The following is a 20,073-nucleotide window of genomic DNA, read 5'->3' as shown; positions in this document are numbered from 1 at the left end:
GCTCCTTTCTACTCAAATGGTGTTGGACTGATTTGGAAGGCAACTGCTAGTTTTCCTTGATAATCGTGTCCAGCCATTAATAATCTATTTTGGTCATCTACTTCAAAATGAGTAATTCCTTCAGCATAAACCCAACCAATGTTCAGCTTCAAGCCAATGCGGTAAGGACCATTTCCTTTGATTTGACCAATCTCGTATTTCACCAGTGCATTGCGAATAAATGCCCCTGAGGAAAAAAAGGATTCATCATTATGAGTCGCATACGCTCCATTTGTCGTTTCTAAATGTATATACACATCTTGGTTCGCAAGACGGTTTAGCTCTTTTTGAACTTCTTCCACTATGACGAGCTCCATGTTATTTCCTCCTTCACTTCTTTAACGCATAATAATTTATATTTTACTAAAAACGTGATGGAAAAGCGAAAAGTAGGATTGGTTGATATTACAACAAAATTGTGTCGGTAATAGTTTTAGGTTTCCTTTTGCGAAAAGTTTATGTATAATGAGAGCAATTTAAATAGTATTCCTTCGGGGTCGGGTGCAATTCCCAACCGGCGGTGATGAAGCAAGAGCTTCTTAGTCCGTGACCCGTTTGAGTGTTCATTCAAACGGTGGATCTGGTGAAACTCCAGAGCCGACAGTTAAAGTCTGGATGGGAGAAGGAAAAAAATTCTGGTTTATGTTTATGGGTGAAGTGTACCCATTTTTAGACCTTTATTTGACATTACATTTTTCTGACCCCGTTCCTTTATAGGTGCGGGGTTTTGTTTTTGTTTATTACCGTAGGCGGGTGTAAAAAAGCTGAAGTGGTAATCAAAGTGGATGTTAGGTTCCCAGAGGCGCTAGAAAAAGTCTTAAGCGGTAACCAAAGTGGGTGTTAGGTTCCCAAAGAGGCGAGAAAAAGACCTTAGCGGTAACCAAAGTGGATGTTAGGTTCCCAAAGAGGCGAGAAAAAGTCCTTAGCGGTAACCAAAGTGGATGTTAGGTTCCCAAAGAGGCGAGAAAAAGACCTTAGCGGTAACCAAAGTGGATGTTAGGTTCCCAAAGAGGCGAGAAAAAGTCCTTAGCGGTAACCAAAGTGATAGTTAGGTTCCCAAGAGTGAAAGAAAAAAATTATCACGGTAACCAAAAAGTCCAGGATATCATCTTTTAGTCCCTTACCTGAAGGAAAACGAGAGAATCGCGAGGTTTTCGGAGATGCTACAAGTAGGAAACGGCAACAAGAGCGGCATAAGTAACTAAACCATGGAAGGAGGCAAGAAAAATGTTTACAGGGATTATTGAGGAAATTGGATTTGTAACCAATACAAAGAATACAGGGCAATCTTCAGTGTTAACGATTGAGGCCAATCATATTCTAACGGATGTAAAGCTCGGCGATAGTATTGCCGTGAATGGAGTTTGTTTAACCGTCACTTCTTTCACGTCTAACGCATTCACAGTAGATGTGATGCCGGAGACGATCAAGGCAACCAGCTTACGAGATGTGGAACCAGGGTCCCATGTGAATCTGGAAAGGGCGATGGCAGCTGGCGGACGGTTTGGTGGTCATTTCGTGTCGGGGCATGTCGATGGCCTCGGGGTGATTAAAGAAAAGAGAGAGGTTGCCAATGCCGTGTACTACGAGATAGAAGCAGCAAGCGATCTCTTACACTACATTATAGAAAAAGGGTCCGTTACAGTGGACGGAACTAGTTTAACGGTTTTTGGTGTGTCAGAGACGAGTTTCCTTCTTTCGCTGATCCCACACACGTTATCGGAAACGATTATCGGGCGAAAAGGGGCTGGAGATATTGTGAATATTGAGTGCGATATGATTGGCAAGTACATTTCACACTTTTTATCCAAACAAGCAACTCAAACCATTCAAAAGGGTTCTTCTCTTAGCGCTCAATTTCTTGAGGAAAATGGGTTTAAATAAGGAGGAAAGAGACATGTTTAATTCGATTGAAGAAGCATTGGAAGACTTAAAGAATGGAAAAGTGATAATCGTTTGTGACGATGAAGATCGAGAAAACGAAGGGGATTTCATTTCGTTGGCGGAAAAAGCAACCCCTGAGGTAATCAATTTAATGGCCACACATGGGAGAGGGCTGATTTGTGTTCCGATTGAAGAGGAGCTAGCTCAGAAGCTTGAGCTTATGCCTATGGTAGTTAGAAATACGGATCCGCATGGGACAGCCTTTACCGTAAGTATTGATCATAAAAACTCTACGACTGGAATATCAGCCTTTGAGCGTTCTGATACGATTTTACAAATGCTAAACCCAGAATCAAAGGCAGCTGATTTTAAACGCCCAGGTCATATTTTTCCGTTAATTGCGAAAAAAGGTGGGGTACTTAAGCGTGCGGGTCATACGGAGGCTGCTGTTGACTTGGCCTTGCTATCAGGCACAAAACCAGCAGGGGTTATTTGCGAAATCATGAATGAAGATGGCAGTATGGCACGTGTGCCACAGTTAAAAGAGATTGCCGAAAAGCTGAATGTCAAAATGATTACAATTAAAGATTTGATTGAGTATCGTAATCGCGAGGATCGCTTAATTCAACGAGAAGTGGAAATTGAGCTTCCTACCGAGTTTGGCCAATTCCGAGCCGTTGGATATTCCAATGTAATAGATGGCAAAGAGCATGTGGCTTTAGTAAAAGGAACCATTGACCCTAGCAAACCAGTTCTTGTTCGCGTTCACTCAGAATGCTTAACGGGTGATGTGTTCGGATCGTATCGATGTGACTGTGGGCCGCAGCTACATTCGGCTTTAAGTCAAATCGAGCAAGAAGGCACAGGAGTATTACTGTATTTGCGCCAAGAAGGTCGCGGACTTGGACTGTTGAACAAGCTAAGAGCGTATAAGCTTCAAGAGGAAGGTTACGATACGGTTGAAGCAAATGAAAAGCTTGGCTTTGGTGCCGATTTACGAGAATACGGAATTGGTGCTCAAATTTTAAAAGATTTAGGGATTAGCCAAATCCGACTGTTAACGAACAATCCTCGAAAAATCAAAGGATTAAAGGGGTATGGATTGGAAATTGTTGATCGTGTGCCGATCCAAATGCAATCACGAGAAGAAAACGAAAAATATTTAAAAACAAAACAAAGTAAGCTAGGACATTTACTACATTTTTAGGAGGAATTGATTATGGGAAAAAGCTTTGAAGGAAATTTAGTTGGCAGTGGGTTAAAGGTTGGAATTGTTGTAGGTCGTTTCAATGAGTTTATTACAAGCAAGTTACTTAGCGGAGCACACGATGCTCTAAAAAGACATGGAGTGGCTGACGAAGACGTAGACGTGGCTTGGGTACCAGGTGCATTTGAAATTCCGTTAATTGCTCAAAAAATGGCACAAAGCAAAAAATATGATGCGGTAATCACGTTAGGAACGGTTATTCGTGGATCCACTCCACACTTCGATTATGTATGTAATGAAGCAGCCAAAGGTGTACAGGCAACCACATTAAACACAGGAGTTCCCGTTATTTTCGGTGTGTTAACAACCAATACGATTGAACAAGCGATTGAAAGAGCAGGAACAAAGGCTGGAAACAAAGGCTGGGAATCTGCGGTTTCAGCGATTGAAATGGCGAATTTATCTCGTATGTTTGAATAATAGAAAAAGGCCGCTGGAGTCTACTCCAGCGGCTCTCTCTATTTTATGCATTCACTTTTGCACCAAATGTACGGTACGCTCCGTGCATCGTTGGTCCAACATATTCATTTAACTTAAATCCATGTGCGATAGCAGCTGTAATGAAGTCCTTCGCTGTAGCAACAGCGTCCTTCACGGATGCTCCTTTTGCAAGCTCTGCCGTAATAGCTGAAGAGTAGGTACAGCCTGCACCATGAATGTAAGTTGTATCAATTTTTTCACTTTCTAGTAGAGTAAATTCCTCACCATCAAACAGAAGATCAACTGCTTTTTCGTGATTTAACTTACTTCCACCCTTAATTAATACATACTTGGCACCAAGTGCATGAATTTTTACCGCTGCTTGCTTCATATCTTCAATCGTACGAAGAGGAGCGGTTTGTGCAAGCTGACTTGCTTCAAATAGATTTGGAGTGACAACTGTTGCACGTGGCACTAGGATTTCACGAAGGGCATCCGTAGTCTCTGGGTGCAATACTTCGTCTTCCCCTTTACACACCATAACTGGATCAATAACGACGGTTTGAAGCTGGTTCTCATCGATTACTTTTGCAGCTAGCTCAATGATTTCCACCGTTCCTAACATGCCTGTCTTCATCGCATCGATTCCTACAGAAAGAATCGTTTCAAGCTGTGCTTCTAGCGTTTCAATCGCAATGGGAAACACATTGTGATGCCAATGATTTTTAGGATCCATCGTTACAATCGTTGTTAGAGCGGTCATTCCATAAACGCCAAGCTCCTGGAATGTTTTTAAATCTGCTTGAATGCCAGCGCCTCCGCTTGTGTCAGAACCAGCAATGGTCATTACCTTTTTCAATGTCATTGTGTTGAACCTCCTATGAGCTTTATTTTTCTAATCATAGTCTAGTTTCCCAGATGTTTCTAGTATTTTCTTTCGGTTACCTAAATTAGTGAAAATCTGTGCTGAATTTGTAGATAAAGGCGAACGTACGTGATAGTCTTTCTCCTCTTTCCATATTAAAATAGAGCAATATATCATTTGAAAGGTGGACGATGAGCCTGAGCAGAACAGGGATTATTTTAGCAGGTGGACAATCAAGTCGTATGGGACAAAACAAGGCATTGATGATGATTGACGGTGTACCAGTCATCGAAAGAATTGCAAACGAACTCGAAAAAATCTCGGATGAACTTCTCATCGTCACTAACACGTTTCATACTTATGAATATTTGAACATACCGATGGTTGAAGACGAGCAAAAGGGGAAAGGTCCCATTGCAGGCATACAAGCAGGGCTTAAAGCTTCTCGATCAGAAAAAAACTTAATAGTGGCCTGTGATATGCCGTTTATCTCCTTAAGCCTGGGGGAATTTTTACTAGAGGAGTTAGAAGGCTACCAGGCAGCAATTCCAAAACTTGACGGTCGGATACATCCTTTATTTGGTGCATATCGAAAGGATGCATTACAAGCTGTTTCACAGTCTTTAGAGAGAAACGAGCTTCGTATCATGTGCCTGCTTCAGAACCTCCATGTGAGGTATATTTCAGAAGATATCTTGAGAAGAAAAGGCATCGTTGTGAAGGATACCGCTGTTTTTAATATGAATGATCAGATAGAGTATGAAAAAGCGTTAAAGCTAGATTGTGATGGAAACTCGTTTTGTGAGAAGAGTGAGGGAATATGATACAATCGAGTCAGTTTAAGACAAGAGAACGGAATGAGGTGCAGACATGAATTTTGAAATATCTAAAGAGCCCCTTGATACGCAAGCGATTATTGATAAAGTCGTTCAAAGGGAAGCGGGAGCCATTACAACGTTTATTGGAACGGTAAGAGAGTTAACCGCTGGGAAAAAGACTTTATACTTAATATACGAAGCATATGAGTCCATGGCTGTTAAAAAACTTGAGCAAATTGGACGTGAAATCGAAGAGCGCTGGCCGGGGGCAAAGGTGGCGATTTCGCACCGAGTGGGTAAGCTTGAAATTACGGATATAGCCGTTGTCATTGCTGTATCTACACCACATCGTGCTGATGCATACGAAGCTAATCGTTACGCAATCGAGCGAATCAAGGAAATTGTTCCCATTTGGAAAAAAGAGCACTGGGAAGACGGAGAAGAATGGATCGGAAATCAACTTGAAACGGTTGCTTATCCAAAAGGAAAACCAGAGGAGAGTGATCTAAATGAATAAAGTAATGTTTTTCGCTCATCTGCGCGATGCGGTTGGAGAAGAATCAGTATCGTTAGACCTTACAGGAAAAACTGTTGCAAAAGTAAAGGCAATTTTAAGCGAGCAGTATGGAGTGAATTTGGATACGGTTATGGCAGCTGTAAATGAAGAATTTGCTGGTGACGAAGAGGTATTGAGTGATGGAGATGTGGTTGCATTTATACCTCCTGTTAGTGGAGGGTGAGTAGAAAAGCGGAAACGCCTTGTTCAGGGGCGACAGGCATAAGACGGCCATCGCAGGAAATCCTGATTTCTGTAGGGGGCTGGCTTATGTCCCGAGCCCTAGGCGTTGGAGCTAGACAGGAAGGAAGTATTTAGCATGGATGATCGGTATTCGAGGCAAATTCTTTTTTCACCGATTGGAAAAAGTGGACAGGACAAGCTAGGATCTAAGCATGTGCTGATGATTGGCGCCGGTGCACTTGGATCGGGAAATGGTGAAGTACTTACGCGCGCGGGTGTTGGGAAACTAACGATTGTGGATAGAGATTATGTGGAAGCAAGCAATCTGCAAAGACAGCAGCTGTACACAGAAGAAGATGTTCGAGAGAAGCTTCCGAAGGCGATTGCAGCTGAAAAGAGATTGAGGGCCATTAACAGCGATGTTGAGATTGTGCCGGTTGTTGGAGATGCATCACCTGAGATGCTTGAGGAGCTTGTCGTGGATGTGGACTTGATTTTGGATGCGACTGATAATTTTGAAACTCGAATGGCCATTAACGATATATCGCAAAAATACAAAATCCCTTGGATCTATGGTGCTTGTGTAGGGAGCTTTGGCATGAGCTTTACGATTATTCCAGGCAAAACTCCTTGCTTAAATTGTTTGCTGAAAAGAATCCCTATTCAAGGAATGACCTGTGATACAGGGGGAATCATCGGTCCGGCTGTGCAGATGGTCATTGCTCATCAATCAGCAGAGGTACTGAAGATTCTTGTAGAGGATTGGGAGGCGGTTCGTGATTCGTTTGCGAGCTTTGATTTATGGCGAAATCAATACACGAGCATGAAAATGGGAAAAGCAAAGGACCCAGGCTGCTTGTCATGTGGAGAACTTCGGGAGTATCCGTATTTGGATAAGGAAAATCTTTCGCGTTCAACGGTACTCTGTGGCCGTGATACGGTGCAAATTCGGCCACCAAGACAAAGTGAGCTTGATTTAGGGGACTTAGCGAGTCGACTAGATAAGTTGGGCTACGTGGTGAAGGCAAATCCGTATTTGCTTTCAGTAGAAATGGACGAGCAACGTGTCGTTATTTTTAAAGATGGACGGGGACTGGTTCATGGGACGAAGGATATGAGTCAGGCACGATCGATTTATCAGAGATTGTTGGGGTAGTTTGGTTTTTGTTGTTGGGGAAACGCAAGTATATTGGGAGAATCGCAAATAAGTATTCCAGATCGCAAATAAAATCAGAGGATCGCAAATAAATTTTCAGGATCGCAAATAAAATCTGAGGATCGCAAATAAATTTTCAGGATCGCAAATAAAATCTGAGGATCGCAAATAAATTTTCAGGATCGCAAATAAAATCTGAGGATCGCAAATAAATTTTCAGGATCGCAAATAAAATCTGAGGATCGCAAATAAATTTTCAGGATCGCAAATAAAATCAGAGAATCGCAAATAAGTTTTCAGGATCGCAAATAAAATCAGAGAATCGCAAATAAACTTCTGAAATCATGTAAAACTTAATAGAATCCTCGTGATTCTTCTCCCAAACCGTACTTGTAAACTCAATTTTTAGCTCAAATCTGTTAAAGCTCCCCAAAAATTGCCCAAAACTCTAAAAAAACAAGCTGGCCGCAACCATTGCGACCAGCTTTTTCATGAGTAAATCTACTAATATCTTCTATACGACTTCTTTCTGCAAAATTCTACAAATTCCCCTGGCAACCGTTATAATAAATTCTAGAAGTTTGTAAGGAGGGTGAAGATGAACGAGAAAGATGTACAGACGCAATTAGAGGCATTGCAGAAGGAACTTACGGAAGCGAAGCAGCAAATGGCGGCCTCGATTGCATTCAACGGGATGCACCATCACAATCAATCAAAAGCGAGAGTGATTCCGATATCATTAGCATGGAAGCTAGTAGGGATAGCCTTATTCATTCTAGTCATAATCGGAGCCATTTTTACGATAAAAGGCACATATCAAGCTACCGTACAAACGGGTAGTTTCATAGAGCAAATAAAAGACTTATCGTCTCTTGCCTCATCACAGGCGTACGTGAAGGCGGTTATTGAAAAAGAGGACAATCAGCTGTTTGGGAAGGAAATTAGTACGAATCTTCCAGGAACAAAAAGAAAGTTACTTCTTATTATCCCGGGTACGGTTACGGCGGGAGTAGACTTAACTGGAATCACTGAATCAAATCTCTACGTAAATGAAGAAGAGAAGACAATAGAAATCAAGCTTCCACAAGCTTCTATTATCCAAGAGCCAACACTAGATTTTGACCAAGCTCAGGTGTTTTCCGTGGAAGGAATCTTTCGGGACGAAGTGAATTGGAATGAGGCTTACGAGCTCGCAGAGGAGGCCAAGGGGCTCGTAAAGGAAGAGGCACTATCTCAAGGGCTAATTGAGGTGGCAGAACAAAATGCAGAGAAAACATTAAAGGAGTTTTTCTCAGTACTTGGATATCGCGCGGTGATCACATATGAAGAGTAATTTGAACGGCTGGGAGTCTTACATCGGGGACGAGTTTAATCAGGAATACTTCACAAAGCTCGATAGCATCATTGAAGAGGAGTATGAACGGTATACGGTCTATCCGAAAAGAGAGCATATCTTTTCTGCACTACAGTACACATCGTATGAGCAGGTGAAGGTCGTCATACTCGGTCAGGATCCTTATCATGGTCCAGAGCAAGCTCATGGCCTGAGCTTCTCGGTCCTACCAGGTGTTCCTACGCCTCCATCGTTAAAAAATATTTTCAAAGAGTTACAGAGTGATATAGGCATTCCCGTACCAAACCACGGATATTTAAAAAAATGGGCGGATGAAGGGGTTCTTCTGTTAAACACCGTTTTAACGGTTCGAGCGGGGCAGGCACATTCTCATAAAAAAATAGGCTGGGAAATTTTCACGGATGCAGTGATTACGAAGCTTAGTATGAGAGAGAAACCGATGGTGTTTGTGTTATGGGGGAAACCTGCCCAAGAGAAAAAGAAATTGATTTCCGACCACCATCATATAATTGAAGCTCCTCATCCAAGCCCACTTTCTGCTCATCGCGGCTTCTTTGGGAGCAGACCGTTTTCAAAGGCAAATGACTGGCTGAAAGAGAATGGCTACACAGAGATTGATTGGACAATTAAATGAAAAAGGTGGATCACATGAAGGTGGAAAAAAAGGACTGCTTTAAGTGCCAGTATTTCTACGTGACCTGGGACCCTCATTTTCCAAAGGGATGCAAAGCATTTGGATTTAAAACAAGGCAGCTTCCGTCAGTTGAGGTAATGAAGGCTTCGGGACAGGCTTGCCTGCGTTTTGAGAAAAAGTAACTCTATCCTTTGGAAAATTTAGTGACAGGTCGTATACTATAGGGTAGACAAGGGTATGAGGTGAATGAATTGGATATTAGTGTGCAAAAGCTACTTTTAAAAATGGAACAGGAGCTGCAGGCAGCCAAATCAAGTGGGACAAACTCACAAGTGAGAGAACGAGTTCAATCCATTAAAACGTTATGCGAGCTTGTGCTTGAAAGTCAAACGGGTGAGGCAACACGTGAAATAACGCGAAGTCAGCCTGTGATTCCAACCATACGCGAGCAGATTCTGACTCCTTCACCCCTTCAAACACAGCCGAAAAAGCTGAAAATAGACGATGAAAGCAATGGAGATTCACTGTTTGATTTTTAACATAATGGGGTGGAGAGGTTGAAAACGTTTATTATTATTGGAGCCATTAATGCTTTTTTAGCAGTGGCACTAGGGGCCTTTGGAGCACATGGTCTTGAAGGTCGAGTGGAGCAAAAATACTTGGAGATTTGGAAAACAGGAGTAACGTATCAAATGTTTCATGCTACTGGCTTACTGATTGTAGGTGTGTTGCTTGGACGCTTGCCGGCCAATGCGCTTTTATCATGGTCAGGCTGGATGATGTTAATTGGTATCATTCTTTTTTCAGGTAGCTTGTACGTCATGACGTTAACGAAAATCAGCATCCTTGGGGCGATTACACCATTAGGGGGCTTGTCGTTTTTAGCTGCTTGGATATTAATCGTGGTAGCAGCAGTAAAATATTTGTAAACAACAAGGAGCATCCTGCTAAGAAGGATGCTCCTATTTTTTTAGCCTAGCTCCTCGAGTCATAAGCCATTCCACTCCAGAAATCAGGATTTCTTGCATGGACGGTCTTATGCTTGTCAGAGCTAACCAAGGCGCATTTGCTTTTCAATTTAACGCGGAGGATAGGTAGCTAATCCAGGAGTGAAACCAGGATAGTCATACTCAAGTTCCTCATCAAAGGTTGCGTATGCGAAGTATACCATTGGAATTAAGAATCTCATGCCGGTTTGCGGATCGCTTAGGATTAAGTGGTCACGTCCAGCTGCTTCTATAATTCCCTTAAAGGTTCTGGATAAACCTTCATCGTTTCCGTCAAAATTGGTGTACACAGTGGTTAGCTTTCCTTTGTTTAGGCGGAAGATGTTTTCGATATATGATTCCTCAAGCGGTAGCATACCTGGTACTTGAGGACCAGCTGATGGCGCGTTAAAGGCACCTGTGTAACCAGGAACAGCTCCTGTTGGTGGAATCGTTGATCCCGCTGGCATAGTAGGATAGGCTGGTGCACCGTATGTAGGCGCCCCGGTTCCGGCACCAGCTACTTGGCCAGCTGTCGGGTATTTTGGTGCACTTGGCTGGACAGGGGCTCCGAAATAAGGTTGTTGATACCCTGTTTGTCTGTAGAAAGCATTTGGATCATAATTTTGTGACAAAGAAAATCCCTCCTAGAAAAAGTGATCATTTTAATAGACTTTCGGACAATTCTGCTGTGTTGGACTGAAGAAACAGTGTGCCTTAAAGCGGCCTGTGTTCCACTGGTTATACCACTGAGCGGGACAGGCACCAGTTGGTCTAAAAAACCAAAGAGCATTTGAACCGGGGTGAAATCGCTCCCCTTTTATAACACGTCTTGCAAGCTTTATCTCATTTTCTCTTGGGGCTTGGTAAAAGTATCCTTTGACGGTTGCTTCAAATCCACCAGGACGCTGAAAGACCATTTTTCGTAAGTCACGAATGTCTTTAAAATCCAGACATTGTCCTCTTACTCTGTTCACACCAACATTTCCAACTAACAGCATACCTAAATTTCCATCGCCTTCAGCTTCTGCTCGAATTAATCGGGCCAAAAGCTTAACATGCTCTTCTGTGTAAGGGATCACACCCATAAATTTCACCTCTCTTCGTGTTGTACCTTCTGTGGTGAGATGAAAGGGTCAAATAAAAGAAGAAAGCTCACTAATTCATTCGTATGTGAAGGGAAATTCTTTTATTCCTAGGTGATAGAAAAAACCCCCTAGCAAAGCTAGAGGGTTTATACATGATTAGTTTACGTGTAAGAAGCTATGTAGACGATCAATTTCTAGTAAATTTCCTACAAAGAAGGCACCAAATTCACCGTAACGTGCACTAACTTCATCAAAGCGCATTTCGTATACGAGTTTTTTAAATTGTAAAACATCATCTGAGAAGAGTGTTACTCCCCATTCGTAATCGTCAAAGCCAACAGAACCCGTAATAATCTGCTTCACTTTTCCTGCATACTGTCTACCGATCATACCGTGGCTGCGCATCATCGAACGGCGCTCCTCCATCGGCAGCATGTACCAGTTATCATTTCCTTGGCGACGCTTGTCCATTGGATAGAAGCACACATGCTTTGCTTTTGGTAGAGTTGGATACAATCGAGCAAGGATTTCAGGGCTTTGATAAGGATCCTGATCAGCTGGAAGATAGTTGCTTAACTCAACTACTGACACATATGAATGAGCTGGAATGGTATATTCAGCAAGCATGGTCTTATTGAATTCTGTTTCGATTTCATTTAACTCTTCCATCGTAGGACGTAAAATCATCATCATAAAATCAGCTTTTTGACCAACAATTGTATATAAAGCATGGCTGCCTTTCTTCTTATCTTGTGTGGCATTCCATTTTTCTACTAAACCTAAAAATTCATGAATAGCGGTTTGTCTGTCGTCACTTGATAGTAATTTCCAAGCGGTCCAATTAATTGTACGGAAGTCATGTAGACAATACCAGCCATCAAGGGTTTGTGCTGCTTCTGCCATTTGTTTCACTCCTCATTAGAATTATTATAATGTACAAAACATACTATACCATAGTTTCACCATGAAACGTGTGAATAAAACCTGAATTTTCACGTTGGTAGTATTAAAAAAGGATATTTTGAGTGAGAATTGCAGATAGTAAGGAAGATGAGGATTTTGTAATTATTCAGAATACAAAAACTTTTTTGATGGAAACGGTAACAATCTGTGAAACGGTTGAAATTTTATGTGGTAAGCGTATGCTAAAGATATAGTACATAAGGGAGGATTCGTCATGAGCGACCTATTTACAGGACTGAAGGAAAAAGTAAGTGGACAAAACATTAAGATCGTTTTTCCTGAAGGTCTAGACGAAAGAATTATTAGTGCAGCAGGACGTTTAGCTGAAGAGAATGTATTAACGCCTATTTTAATAGGAAATATAGAAGCAATTGAAACAAAGGCAAAAGAATTAGGCGTGTCATTAGAGAAAGCTGAAATCTACGACCCAAGTCAATTTGCGATGATGGATGAGTTAGTGGCATCCTTTATCGAAAGAAGAAAAGGGAAAGTAACGGAAGAGGATGCACGCAAGATTTTACTTGATGAAAATTACTTTGGAACCATGCTTGTTTATTCAAACAAAGCGGACGGACTAGTAAGTGGTGCAGCCCATTCAACAGCTGATACGGTAAGACCTGCGCTTCAAATCATCAAAACAAAAGAAGGCGTTCGTAAAACTTCAGGTGTATTTGTTATGGTACGCGAAGATGAAAAGTATGTGTTTGCAGATTGCGCGATCAACATTGCGCCAGATGCACAAGACTTAGCTGAAATCGCAGTAGAAAGTGCAAAAACAGCAAGAATGTTTGATATCGAACCAAGAGTAGCGATGCTTAGCTTCTCAACAAAGGGTTCTGCGAAATCTCCAGAAACGGAAAAAGTATCTGCTGCTGTTCAAGAAGCAAAGCTAAGAGATCCTCTTCTAATATTAGATGGAGAGTTCCAATTTGACGCTGCATTTGTTCCTTCTGTAGCAAAGAAAAAAGCTCCAGACTCAGTGATTCAAGGAGATGCGAACGTATTTGTGTTCCCAAGCCTAGAAGCTGGTAATATCGGGTACAAAATTGCTCAGCGTTTAGGAAACTTTGAAGCGGTTGGACCTATTTTACAAGGCTTAAACCGCCCAGTAAACGATCTTTCTCGCGGTTGTAACGAAGAAGATGTATACAAGCTGTCACTAATCACAGCTGCCCAAGCATTAAGCCAATAATGACAAGTGAGCCAGTTCTCTTTAGCTGGCTCTTTTCTATGGTAAAATAAAGGCAAGAAAACAAGAGGTGACAGATAAGATGGAAGAAGCGCAGAAACTATTAAACCAGCCTACATGGCGAATTATTGATCAATCTAGTACGGGACTTCATATGAGTGCTCTTCATTCGTTTGGGTATGATGATACGCTCTGCGCCTCGATAGGTACAAAGGGAGCACCTGCGACGGTTCGGGCATGGGTTCATGCCGATACAATTGTACTCGGAATCCAAGATACTAGATTGCCTTTTATAGGTGATGGACTGGAGTACTTGAAAGACCAAAGCTACGAGTATATCGTTCGTAATTCAGGTGGATTAGCCGTCGTTTTAGACGAGGGAGTTCTAAATCTATCAATTATTCTCCCGGAACAGGAGAAGGGAATCGATATCAATCGCGGATACGATGCGATGTGGCAATTAATTCAAGAGATGTTTGCTGATTTTGATCATGTGATTGAGGCTCGCGAAATTGTAGGATCCTACTGTCCAGGAAGCTATGACTTAAGTATTCATGGAAAAAAGTTTGCTGGAATCTCACAGCGGCGCTTGCGAGGCGGAGTGGCGGTTCAAATCTACCTTTGCGTAACGGGAAGTGGGAGCGAACGTGCCAAGGTCATACAAGGGTTTTACGATCAAGCGATTAAGGGGGAGGAGACGAAGTTCTCTTATCCCAAAATAGAGCCAAGGGTCATGGCTTCTTTGTCTGAGTTATTTGGTGTTCCACTTACGGTTCAAGATGTGATGCTAAGGCTATTGCTCACCTTGAAAAAGAAGGCAGGGCACTTGCAGGCGGGTGTGTTAACGGAAGAAGAATTGCAAATGCTTGATTCGTATGTCTTAAGAGTTGTGGAGCGGAATGATAAATTTTTAGTTGAGGCGAATGAATAAAGAGAAGTACAAAAGCCGTACCTAATGCAGGTACGGCTTTTCAACTAAGAGATATTATTGCCTACTCTCCCAAATTATATCTATATGTTAAAAAGAAAATAAATTTTTGAACTTTGAACAGTGTCTAGCTCCAGCGCCTAGCTCCTCGGTGGAATAATCTAAAGCCATTATTCCTAGGTCATAAGCCAAAGCCCTACAGAGGTCAGGACCTCTTACGGTCTTCGTCTTATGCCTGTCGGAGCTTACCAAGGCGCTTCCGCTTTTCTATTACTCAGCGATTTTTTCGAGATTTCCGTTTCGGTCCATCTTGAATTTAGTGGCAGGACGGTCTTCTTCTTCCTCTAACACCACTAGTTTACGAGCACGATTCATAATTTTCATTAATGTCTCGTAATCTTCTTGGATAATTTCCGTATTTTGCTCAAGATGATCGATTTTTCCTTCTAGCTCTTCATTACGTCTTTTCAATGTAGCAATTTCACGCTTCAGTCTCTCATTCTCACTTTTTAAAATATCCACTTGAATATTGGAGCCACCTAGTGATCGTAGATAAGAGATTACGGTTTCCATATTCATCTCTCTTGGAGCTTGCGTTTGTGACGCCGTAGCGCTTGGTAAGGCTACTTGTGTGACGCTTTGAGCCATTACTGCAGGTTCGATGGCCATTTCTTCAGAGAAGTTTGGTACTTCGTAAGTTTCTACTTCAGCTGCTGCAATTGGGCCAACCTCTTCTAGTGTTGGAACTGGTGGTGAGTATAATAGTTTCTTTTTCCCACCTTGGTCTTTTCCTAGTATTCTTTGACGCTGCTTTCGTTGCTTTTTCGCTAATTGTAACGCTTTTTCGTAGCGATGTCTTACAACTGCATTCCAGCGGAAACCACATGCTGCAGAGGTACGATTAAGCTTGTCCCCAACCTCTTCAAATGCATTTAGCTGTGTGCTACCTTCTCTAACATGTCGTAAAACCGTTTCTGCTAGTAATAAATCATTTTCATCTGTCCATGCGTCTTGTCTAACTTTCATTCTACTCAACTCCCTAACGATAATTACATTTTCAAGTTCTTAGTTAAAGCATGACCACATGTTGCCGGTTTTATACCAATTGATTGCAAGGATAGTAGAGTTTTTTTTATGCTCCTTTTCAAAAGTGTCGTTATTCAATGCAAAGTAATAAGATACTATACTCATTTTTTGATAAATCCTCCTTATATCAGCTTGAAAAGAGCAATGGATACAAGATAAGTAGTGCTATCTTAATATATAGTGTAAAAGGCCGGATCTTGGGACTTTTACGAAAATAACAATGTTAGTAAACATTACAACCTTTAAAAATATTTAAGATTTCACTAGATAGACAGGTTTTTTATGGATAATCGGCTAAGGATTACAGCTTGCATTAGAAGAAAAGAAACGGTAAAATACCGTTTAGATTATTAAAAAGAGTTTACTTGGCTTAGTTTGCACCGAAGAAAGGGTTGTAATATAGATGGCAAATGAATTTCGTGTGTGTGACGATTGTCAGGCCGTAAATTTAAAAACGTTGGTTCCTCGCTTAAAGGACATTGATCCTGAGGCAACAATTGAAATTGGCTGTCAATCATACTGCGGACCAGGGAGAAAGAAAACATTCGCATTTGTGAATAACCGTCCCCTTGCTGCGCTAACAGAAGAAGAATTAATGGATAAAATTAATAAGAAGCTGAAAAAATAAAATCACCTATTGGTACGGAAGATAGGTGGTTTTTTTCTTTGCAAAGGCTTGTGGACACTTAGTCCAGCTCCAGCGCCTAGACCCTCGGGGTTATAAGCCAAAATCCTCCAGAAGGCAGGCCTTCCTGAGGATTTCGTCTTATGCCTGTCGGGCCTAAACAAGGCGCTTCCGCTTTCTAATTTTGTCGAAATTCTGTAGATTTTTTCCTTTTTTAGGGTGAATTGTAGAATGAATCAAGTTATAATAGTTTAAAGATAGATAGGAAGAGGGATTCTACAGTGGCATATTCACAGGAAAAGCTAGTGGAGGAAAAGGTTTTTAAAGATCCCGTTCATCGTTATGTACATGTGAGAGACCGTGTGATTTGGGATTTGATTGGTACGAAGGAATTCCAACGTCTACGCCGGATTAAGCAGCTTGGAACGACATATCTTACATTTCACGGGGCAGAGCATAGCCGTTTTAATCATTCGCTCGGAGTCTATGAAATCATACGCCGCATTATTGATGATGTGTTTGATGGACGACCGGAGTGGAACAGTGAGCAGCGCTTGCTTTCACTTTGTGCTGCACTCCTTCACGACCTGGGACATGGGCCCTTTTCGCATTCGTTTGAAAAAGTATTTGACCTCGATCATGAAGCTTTTACCCAAAAGATCATTCTTGGCAACACAGAAGTAAATAGGGTCCTAACAAAAGTAAGCAAAGACTTTCCGAAGATGGTCGCTGAGGTGATCGCCAAAACCTCACCGAACAAGCTCGTGATTAGCTTGATTTCGAGCCAAATTGACGCGGACCGTATGGATTATTTGCAGCGGGATGCGTATTTTACAGGTGTGAGCTATGGTCATTTTGATATGGAACGAATTCTTCGTGTGATGCGGCCGAAGGAAGATCAAGTCGTTATTAAGCAAAGCGGTATGCATGCAGTGGAAGACTACATAATGAGTCGATACCAAATGTATTGGCAGGTGTACTTCCATCCCGTTACTCGTAGTGCAGAGGTGATTCTGACAAAGATTCTCCACCGTGCAAAGCATTTGTACCAAAAAGGCTACCAATTTACGTATGAGCCAATTCATTTTTACTCCGTATTTGCTGAAAATATCACTCTTCATGACTATTTGAAATTAGATGAAGCTGTTATTCTCTATTACTTCCAAATGTGGGAAGAGGAAGAGGATTTGATCTTGCGCGACCTGTGTGTGCGTTTTATGGATCGAAATCTGTTTAAATACGTGGAGTTTGACCCAGCAAAAGAATATAAGAAGCTAAGCGAGCTTTCTACTTTATTTGCTAAGGCGGGTCTTGATCCGGAATATTATTTAGTGGTTGATTCCTCGTCTGACTTACCATACGACTTTTATCGCCCAGGTGAGGAAGAAGAACGCCTGCCGATACAACTGCTCATGAAAAATGGAGAAGTAAGAGAGCTTTCAAGGGAATCTCAAATCGTTGATGCCATCTCAGGGAAAAGAAGAACGGACCATAAGTTGTATTTCCCTGCGGATCTTTTAAAGGACGATTCATCAAAAAAGAACATTAAAAAGCAAATTCGCAACTTACTAGACCTATGAGATAGGTGCTTGATATAAATATGAAGTAGGAGAGGGTCTCATTGTTAAAGGATCATGCCAAAATAATGCAAGCTTTTGCAGCGGCAGGGGAAATTGTTGGTCGGAAAAAACTGCAAAAAATGATTTATATAGCGAAAAAAGTAGATTTTCCTTTCCAAGAGAGGTTTCAGTTTCACTTTTATGGACCTTACTCCGAAGAGTTGACCCTTCGCGTAGAGGAGCTATGCAATATGGGCTTTCTTAACGAGGTAAAGGAGAAAAAGGGCGGTTACATGCAGTACCGTTACTCCTTAACAGATGAGGGAATGGAATTTTTAAATATGAACCTAGTGGAACTTCCGGCACTAGAGGATTGTTTAACCGACATGAATAGCCAGAATGCTAGGTTTCTAGAACTTGTATCAACCGTACTTTTCTTTGACGATTTAGAAGTAGAAGAAGTGAAGGAAAAAATCTTTACTCTAAAGAGCAAGCAAAAATACACAGAAGACGAAATTAAGCAGGCGTATGAATATATTGAAGCATTAAAGGGAAAAGTAGTCCCTGTATAAAAAAGAGGCTTGGACTTTTTATGTCCAAGCTTCTTTTTTGCAAAATAAGTTGTCGTTTGGTATGCATGAACAAGCCTTTATTCCAATAGGAATACCAGCGAAGAGAATGCATACCAAATGACATCCAGAAACTAGTTTTATGGTTATTATTCGTCAGCCAATCTTTTCCCAGCAATTCCATAATTATTTTTGGTCATTTCATCAATGAAAACAACTACCTTCTCAGCAGGTGCTCCAGTTGTTTCAACAACAGCAGCGGTTACTTTTTCCACAAGAGCTTTCTTTTGGTCGTCTGTACGGCCTTCTAGCATTTTTACGGTTACGTATGGCATGATGATTGCCTCCTCGAGAGATATGTAAGTTCTTCATACATAATCATAATGTTCCAAACGTGAGAAAGGAATACTCTTTTTTCCATTTATCCTATATTTCATGTATAATTTGGCTAAATAGAGTCTTCGAAAAGGAGTTGTCGTGTTGGAGCAACTATCTAGGTTTTTAGCTTTTGATTTGGAAATGATTCCATACGTGGTTATTACGCTTATAGTAGCATTTTCTGTCCATGAATTTGCGCATGCGTGGGTAGCCTATAAGTTTGGGGATCATACGGCGAAAAATCAGGGCAGACTAACTCTAAATCCGATGAAGCACTTGGACCCATTTGGCACTTTGTTAATTTTTTTAATTGGATTCGGTTGGGCGAAACCTGTTCCTGTGAATCGCTTTTTCTTTAAAAATCCTCGGTTAGCAAGTATTCTTGTATCGATAGCAGGACCCCTCAGCAATCTATTGCTATCCATTCTTGGCTTTGTGTTATTGTATGGATTGGTGGCTACTGGTGCGGTGGAAACTCTACCTCCATATGTGTTTGAGTTTCTTAATATATTTTTGTATTTAAATGTTGCTTTATTTGTGTTTAATCTGTTGCCATTCCCACCGTTAGATGGATATCGAATCATTGAAGATCTTGTACCGGTGAATGTACGGGCTAAAATGACACAGTATGAGCAATATGGAGCACTAATCTTTCTTATATTAGTTATTACTCCGCTTGATCAATATACGATTGACCCACTGTATTCCACAGTCGTTCCGTCGATTCTTTCGACTTTAGATCAGTTCTTTTATCAGTTATTTTTGTAGGAGGCGTTCATTTTTATGGAAGAAAAAAAGAAGAAAAGTATTGGCTTTAATATTATTAAAAGTGATCCGACCGAGGGACACGGAGGATTTGGTGTTGGAGCTCTAACCCTAGATAATGTATCACCGGTTATTATTGATGTGGAAGCAGGGGAAGCGGTCATTGATGTTGGTGCCATGCACGCAAGAAGTGTTGTGGAAAAAGGGATTAAGTTTTTAAAAACAAAAGAAGAAGTGCCAAACGCCAAGCCGTACTGGCTGGTTTGGGTCACGATTGACCGTAAGCAGGAAGGACCGTATTATGCAGGAGTGACCGCTTGTGAAATGACCGTGGACCGTGAAATTCGTCGTGGCTATAAGTCACTACCAGAGCATGTGAATCGCATGGATAAGTCGATTAAACGTCATATCATAGTCGATCATATGGATAGTCGTTCAAAAGGAATTCTAACTGAATTTTTGAAAAATCATGATGCGGGTATGTGGGAAAGATCAAAAGAGAAATTAAAGACGGATCTTCAAGGATAAGAAAATTATTCCAAAAAGGTTTTTTTAACAAATTGTAAGGAAATACTTGCCGTTTTCCGTTAAAAAAAGTAAACTTTAAACAGCGATAACACGCTATAGCACTAGGACAGAAAAAGCCCCGAGTACATGTGACTCGGGGCTTTTTCATATATTTGAATAGTGATGGGCTGTGGGACTGGCTTGGAACCGCAAGTAAGAAGGGTGAGCCGCAAATAACTTGGGCAAATCGCAAA

At 41.4% G+C, this 20,073-nt stretch carries 26 protein-coding genes and 1 riboswitch; of the genes, 19 read left to right on the top strand and 7 right to left on the bottom strand.

The window, feature by feature from the left end; all coding sequences use genetic code 11:
- Window positions 1-8 precede the first annotated feature (8 nt).
- Complete coding sequence (locus ACRX5O_RS14730; protein ID WP_119710310.1) at window positions 9-356, bottom strand: YojF family protein; 348 nt, start codon at window positions 354-356, stop codon at window positions 9-11.
- Window positions 357-522: 166 nt separating this feature from the next.
- Window positions 523-670: riboswitch (FMN riboswitch) on the top strand.
- A 596-nt stretch (window positions 671-1,266) separates the two neighbouring features.
- Between ACRX5O_RS14730 and ribE the strand changes: the two genes are divergently transcribed.
- From ribE to ribH, 3 genes are read left to right on the top strand one after another with little or no spacing between them, the layout of a single operon-like run.
- Window positions 1,267-1,923 carry a riboflavin synthase gene (gene ribE / locus ACRX5O_RS14725; protein WP_433906622.1) on the top strand — a complete coding sequence of 219 codons (657 nt, stop codon included), beginning with the start codon at window positions 1,267-1,269 and terminating at the stop codon, window positions 1,921-1,923.
- A gap of 13 nt (window positions 1,924-1,936) precedes the next feature.
- Window positions 1,937-3,130 carry a bifunctional 3,4-dihydroxy-2-butanone-4-phosphate synthase/GTP cyclohydrolase II gene (locus ACRX5O_RS14720; protein WP_433906621.1) on the top strand — a complete coding sequence of 398 codons (1,194 nt, stop codon included), beginning with the start codon at window positions 1,937-1,939 and terminating at the stop codon, window positions 3,128-3,130.
- A gap of 12 nt (window positions 3,131-3,142) precedes the next feature.
- Window positions 3,143-3,610 (top strand): 6,7-dimethyl-8-ribityllumazine synthase, encoded by a 468-nt coding sequence (gene ribH, locus ACRX5O_RS14715; RefSeq protein ID WP_433906620.1) that lies wholly within the window; start codon window positions 3,143-3,145, stop codon window positions 3,608-3,610.
- 43 nt (window positions 3,611-3,653) lie between these two features.
- Here ribH and pdxK read toward each other — a convergent pair whose 3' ends face one another.
- The gene (gene pdxK / locus ACRX5O_RS14710) at window positions 3,654-4,475 is read right to left on the bottom strand and encodes a pyridoxine/pyridoxal/pyridoxamine kinase (protein ID WP_433906619.1); all 822 of its coding nucleotides are present in this window, start codon (window positions 4,473-4,475) and stop codon (window positions 3,654-3,656) included.
- A 191-nt stretch (window positions 4,476-4,666) separates the two neighbouring features.
- Between pdxK and mobA the strand changes: the two genes are divergently transcribed.
- The 9 genes from mobA (at window position 4,667) to ACRX5O_RS14665 (ending at window position 10,105) form a co-directional block, all read left to right on the top strand.
- Window positions 4,667-5,299 carry a molybdenum cofactor guanylyltransferase gene (gene mobA / locus ACRX5O_RS14705; protein WP_433906618.1) on the top strand — a complete coding sequence of 211 codons (633 nt, stop codon included), beginning with the start codon at window positions 4,667-4,669 and terminating at the stop codon, window positions 5,297-5,299.
- Window positions 5,300-5,345: 46 nt separating this feature from the next.
- Window positions 5,346-5,810: a molybdenum cofactor biosynthesis protein MoaE gene (locus tag ACRX5O_RS14700; protein ID WP_433906617.1), complete on the top strand. Its 465-nt coding sequence runs from the start codon at window positions 5,346-5,348 to the stop codon at window positions 5,808-5,810.
- Entirely contained in the window at window positions 5,803-6,033 is a 231-nt protein-coding gene (gene moaD, locus ACRX5O_RS14695) for a molybdopterin converting factor subunit 1 (RefSeq protein WP_433906616.1), read from the top strand. Before ACRX5O_RS14700 ends, moaD begins: the two co-directional genes overlap by 8 nt.
- A 135-nt stretch (window positions 6,034-6,168) precedes the next feature.
- A complete protein-coding gene (locus tag ACRX5O_RS14690) occupies window positions 6,169-7,188 on the top strand; it encodes a MoeB/ThiF family adenylyltransferase (RefSeq protein ID WP_433906615.1) in 1,020 nt (339 codons plus the stop codon).
- 598 nt (window positions 7,189-7,786) lie between these two features.
- Window positions 7,787-8,521 carry a DUF4230 domain-containing protein gene (locus tag ACRX5O_RS14685; RefSeq protein ID WP_433906614.1) on the top strand — a complete coding sequence of 245 codons (735 nt, stop codon included), beginning with the start codon at window positions 7,787-7,789 and terminating at the stop codon, window positions 8,519-8,521.
- A complete protein-coding gene (locus ACRX5O_RS14680) occupies window positions 8,511-9,176 on the top strand; it encodes a uracil-DNA glycosylase (RefSeq protein ID WP_433906613.1) in 666 nt (221 codons plus the stop codon). The genes ACRX5O_RS14685 and ACRX5O_RS14680 overlap by 11 nt, the downstream gene beginning before the upstream one ends.
- 14 nt (window positions 9,177-9,190) lie before the next feature.
- Window positions 9,191-9,358 (top strand): uracil-DNA glycosylase, encoded by a 168-nt coding sequence (locus ACRX5O_RS14675; protein WP_391557972.1) that lies wholly within the window; start codon window positions 9,191-9,193, stop codon window positions 9,356-9,358.
- A gap of 69 nt (window positions 9,359-9,427) precedes the next feature.
- Window positions 9,428-9,715: a YwdI family protein gene (locus tag ACRX5O_RS14670; RefSeq protein ID WP_433906612.1), complete on the top strand. Its 288-nt coding sequence runs from the start codon at window positions 9,428-9,430 to the stop codon at window positions 9,713-9,715.
- Between the two features lie 18 nt (window positions 9,716-9,733).
- Window positions 9,734-10,105: a DUF423 domain-containing protein gene (locus tag ACRX5O_RS14665; protein WP_433906611.1), complete on the top strand. Its 372-nt coding sequence runs from the start codon at window positions 9,734-9,736 to the stop codon at window positions 10,103-10,105.
- Between the two features lie 149 nt (window positions 10,106-10,254).
- Here ACRX5O_RS14665 and gerQ read toward each other — a convergent pair whose 3' ends face one another.
- The 3 genes from gerQ to hemQ all read right to left on the bottom strand — a co-directional run bounded on the left by gerQ (window position 10,255) and on the right by hemQ (window position 12,153).
- Window positions 10,255-10,797, bottom strand: a complete 543-nt coding sequence (gerQ, locus tag ACRX5O_RS14660) for a spore coat protein GerQ (RefSeq protein ID WP_433906610.1) — start codon at window positions 10,795-10,797, stop codon at window positions 10,255-10,257.
- Between the two features lie 30 nt (window positions 10,798-10,827).
- Window positions 10,828-11,250: a cell wall hydrolase gene (locus tag ACRX5O_RS14655; protein ID WP_433906609.1), complete on the bottom strand. Its 423-nt coding sequence runs from the start codon at window positions 11,248-11,250 to the stop codon at window positions 10,828-10,830.
- A gap of 156 nt (window positions 11,251-11,406) precedes the next feature.
- The gene (gene hemQ, locus ACRX5O_RS14650) at window positions 11,407-12,153 is read right to left on the bottom strand and encodes a hydrogen peroxide-dependent heme synthase (RefSeq protein ID WP_433906608.1); all 747 of its coding nucleotides are present in this window, start codon (window positions 12,151-12,153) and stop codon (window positions 11,407-11,409) included.
- A gap of 274 nt (window positions 12,154-12,427) precedes the next feature.
- Between hemQ and pta the strand changes: the two genes are divergently transcribed.
- Complete coding sequence (gene pta / locus ACRX5O_RS14645) at window positions 12,428-13,405, top strand: phosphate acetyltransferase (RefSeq protein ID WP_433906607.1); 978 nt, start codon at window positions 12,428-12,430, stop codon at window positions 13,403-13,405.
- A gap of 79 nt (window positions 13,406-13,484) precedes the next feature.
- A complete protein-coding gene (gene lipL / locus ACRX5O_RS14640; protein WP_433906606.1) occupies window positions 13,485-14,333 on the top strand; it encodes an octanoyl-[GcvH]:protein N-octanoyltransferase in 849 nt (282 codons plus the stop codon).
- A 267-nt stretch (window positions 14,334-14,600) separates the two neighbouring features.
- On the opposite strand, the gene ACRX5O_RS14635 is transcribed toward lipL, so the two are convergent.
- Window positions 14,601-15,356 (bottom strand): RsfA family transcriptional regulator, encoded by a 756-nt coding sequence (locus tag ACRX5O_RS14635; protein ID WP_433906605.1) that lies wholly within the window; start codon window positions 15,354-15,356, stop codon window positions 14,601-14,603.
- A 463-nt stretch (window positions 15,357-15,819) separates the two neighbouring features.
- On the opposite strand from ACRX5O_RS14635, the gene ACRX5O_RS14630 reads away from it, so the two are divergent.
- The 3 genes from ACRX5O_RS14630 (at window position 15,820) to ACRX5O_RS14620 (ending at window position 18,172) form a co-directional block, all read left to right on the top strand.
- Complete coding sequence (locus ACRX5O_RS14630; RefSeq protein ID WP_119710294.1) at window positions 15,820-16,044, top strand: YuzB family protein; 225 nt, start codon at window positions 15,820-15,822, stop codon at window positions 16,042-16,044.
- 278 nt (window positions 16,045-16,322) lie between these two features.
- The gene (locus ACRX5O_RS14625; protein ID WP_433906604.1) at window positions 16,323-17,621 is read left to right on the top strand and encodes an HD domain-containing protein; all 1,299 of its coding nucleotides are present in this window, start codon (window positions 16,323-16,325) and stop codon (window positions 17,619-17,621) included.
- 41 nt (window positions 17,622-17,662) lie between these two features.
- A complete protein-coding gene (locus tag ACRX5O_RS14620; protein ID WP_119710292.1) occupies window positions 17,663-18,172 on the top strand; it encodes a YwgA family protein in 510 nt (169 codons plus the stop codon).
- Between the two features lie 146 nt (window positions 18,173-18,318).
- Here ACRX5O_RS14620 and thmT read toward each other — a convergent pair whose 3' ends face one another.
- A complete protein-coding gene (gene thmT / locus ACRX5O_RS14615) occupies window positions 18,319-18,504 on the bottom strand; it encodes a 2-hydroxymuconate tautomerase (protein WP_433906603.1) in 186 nt (61 codons plus the stop codon).
- A 184-nt stretch (window positions 18,505-18,688) separates the two neighbouring features.
- Here thmT and ACRX5O_RS14610 point away from each other — a divergent pair, with 184 nt between their 5' ends.
- Both ACRX5O_RS14610 and ACRX5O_RS14605 read left to right on the top strand, forming a co-directional pair.
- Window positions 18,689-19,315, top strand: a complete 627-nt coding sequence (locus ACRX5O_RS14610; RefSeq protein ID WP_433906656.1) for a site-2 protease family protein — start codon at window positions 18,689-18,691, stop codon at window positions 19,313-19,315.
- A gap of 15 nt (window positions 19,316-19,330) precedes the next feature.
- Window positions 19,331-19,840 carry a YwhD family protein gene (locus tag ACRX5O_RS14605; protein WP_433906602.1) on the top strand — a complete coding sequence of 170 codons (510 nt, stop codon included), beginning with the start codon at window positions 19,331-19,333 and terminating at the stop codon, window positions 19,838-19,840.
- Window positions 19,841-20,073: the final 233 nt, after the last annotated feature.

This window comes from Robertmurraya mesotrionivorans, assembly GCF_050971805.1.
Lineage (GTDB): Bacteria > Bacillota > Bacilli > Bacillales > Cytobacillaceae > Robertmurraya_A.
Note: the sequence above shows the minus strand (reverse complement) of the source record. Positions and strands in the feature narration are given on the sequence as shown.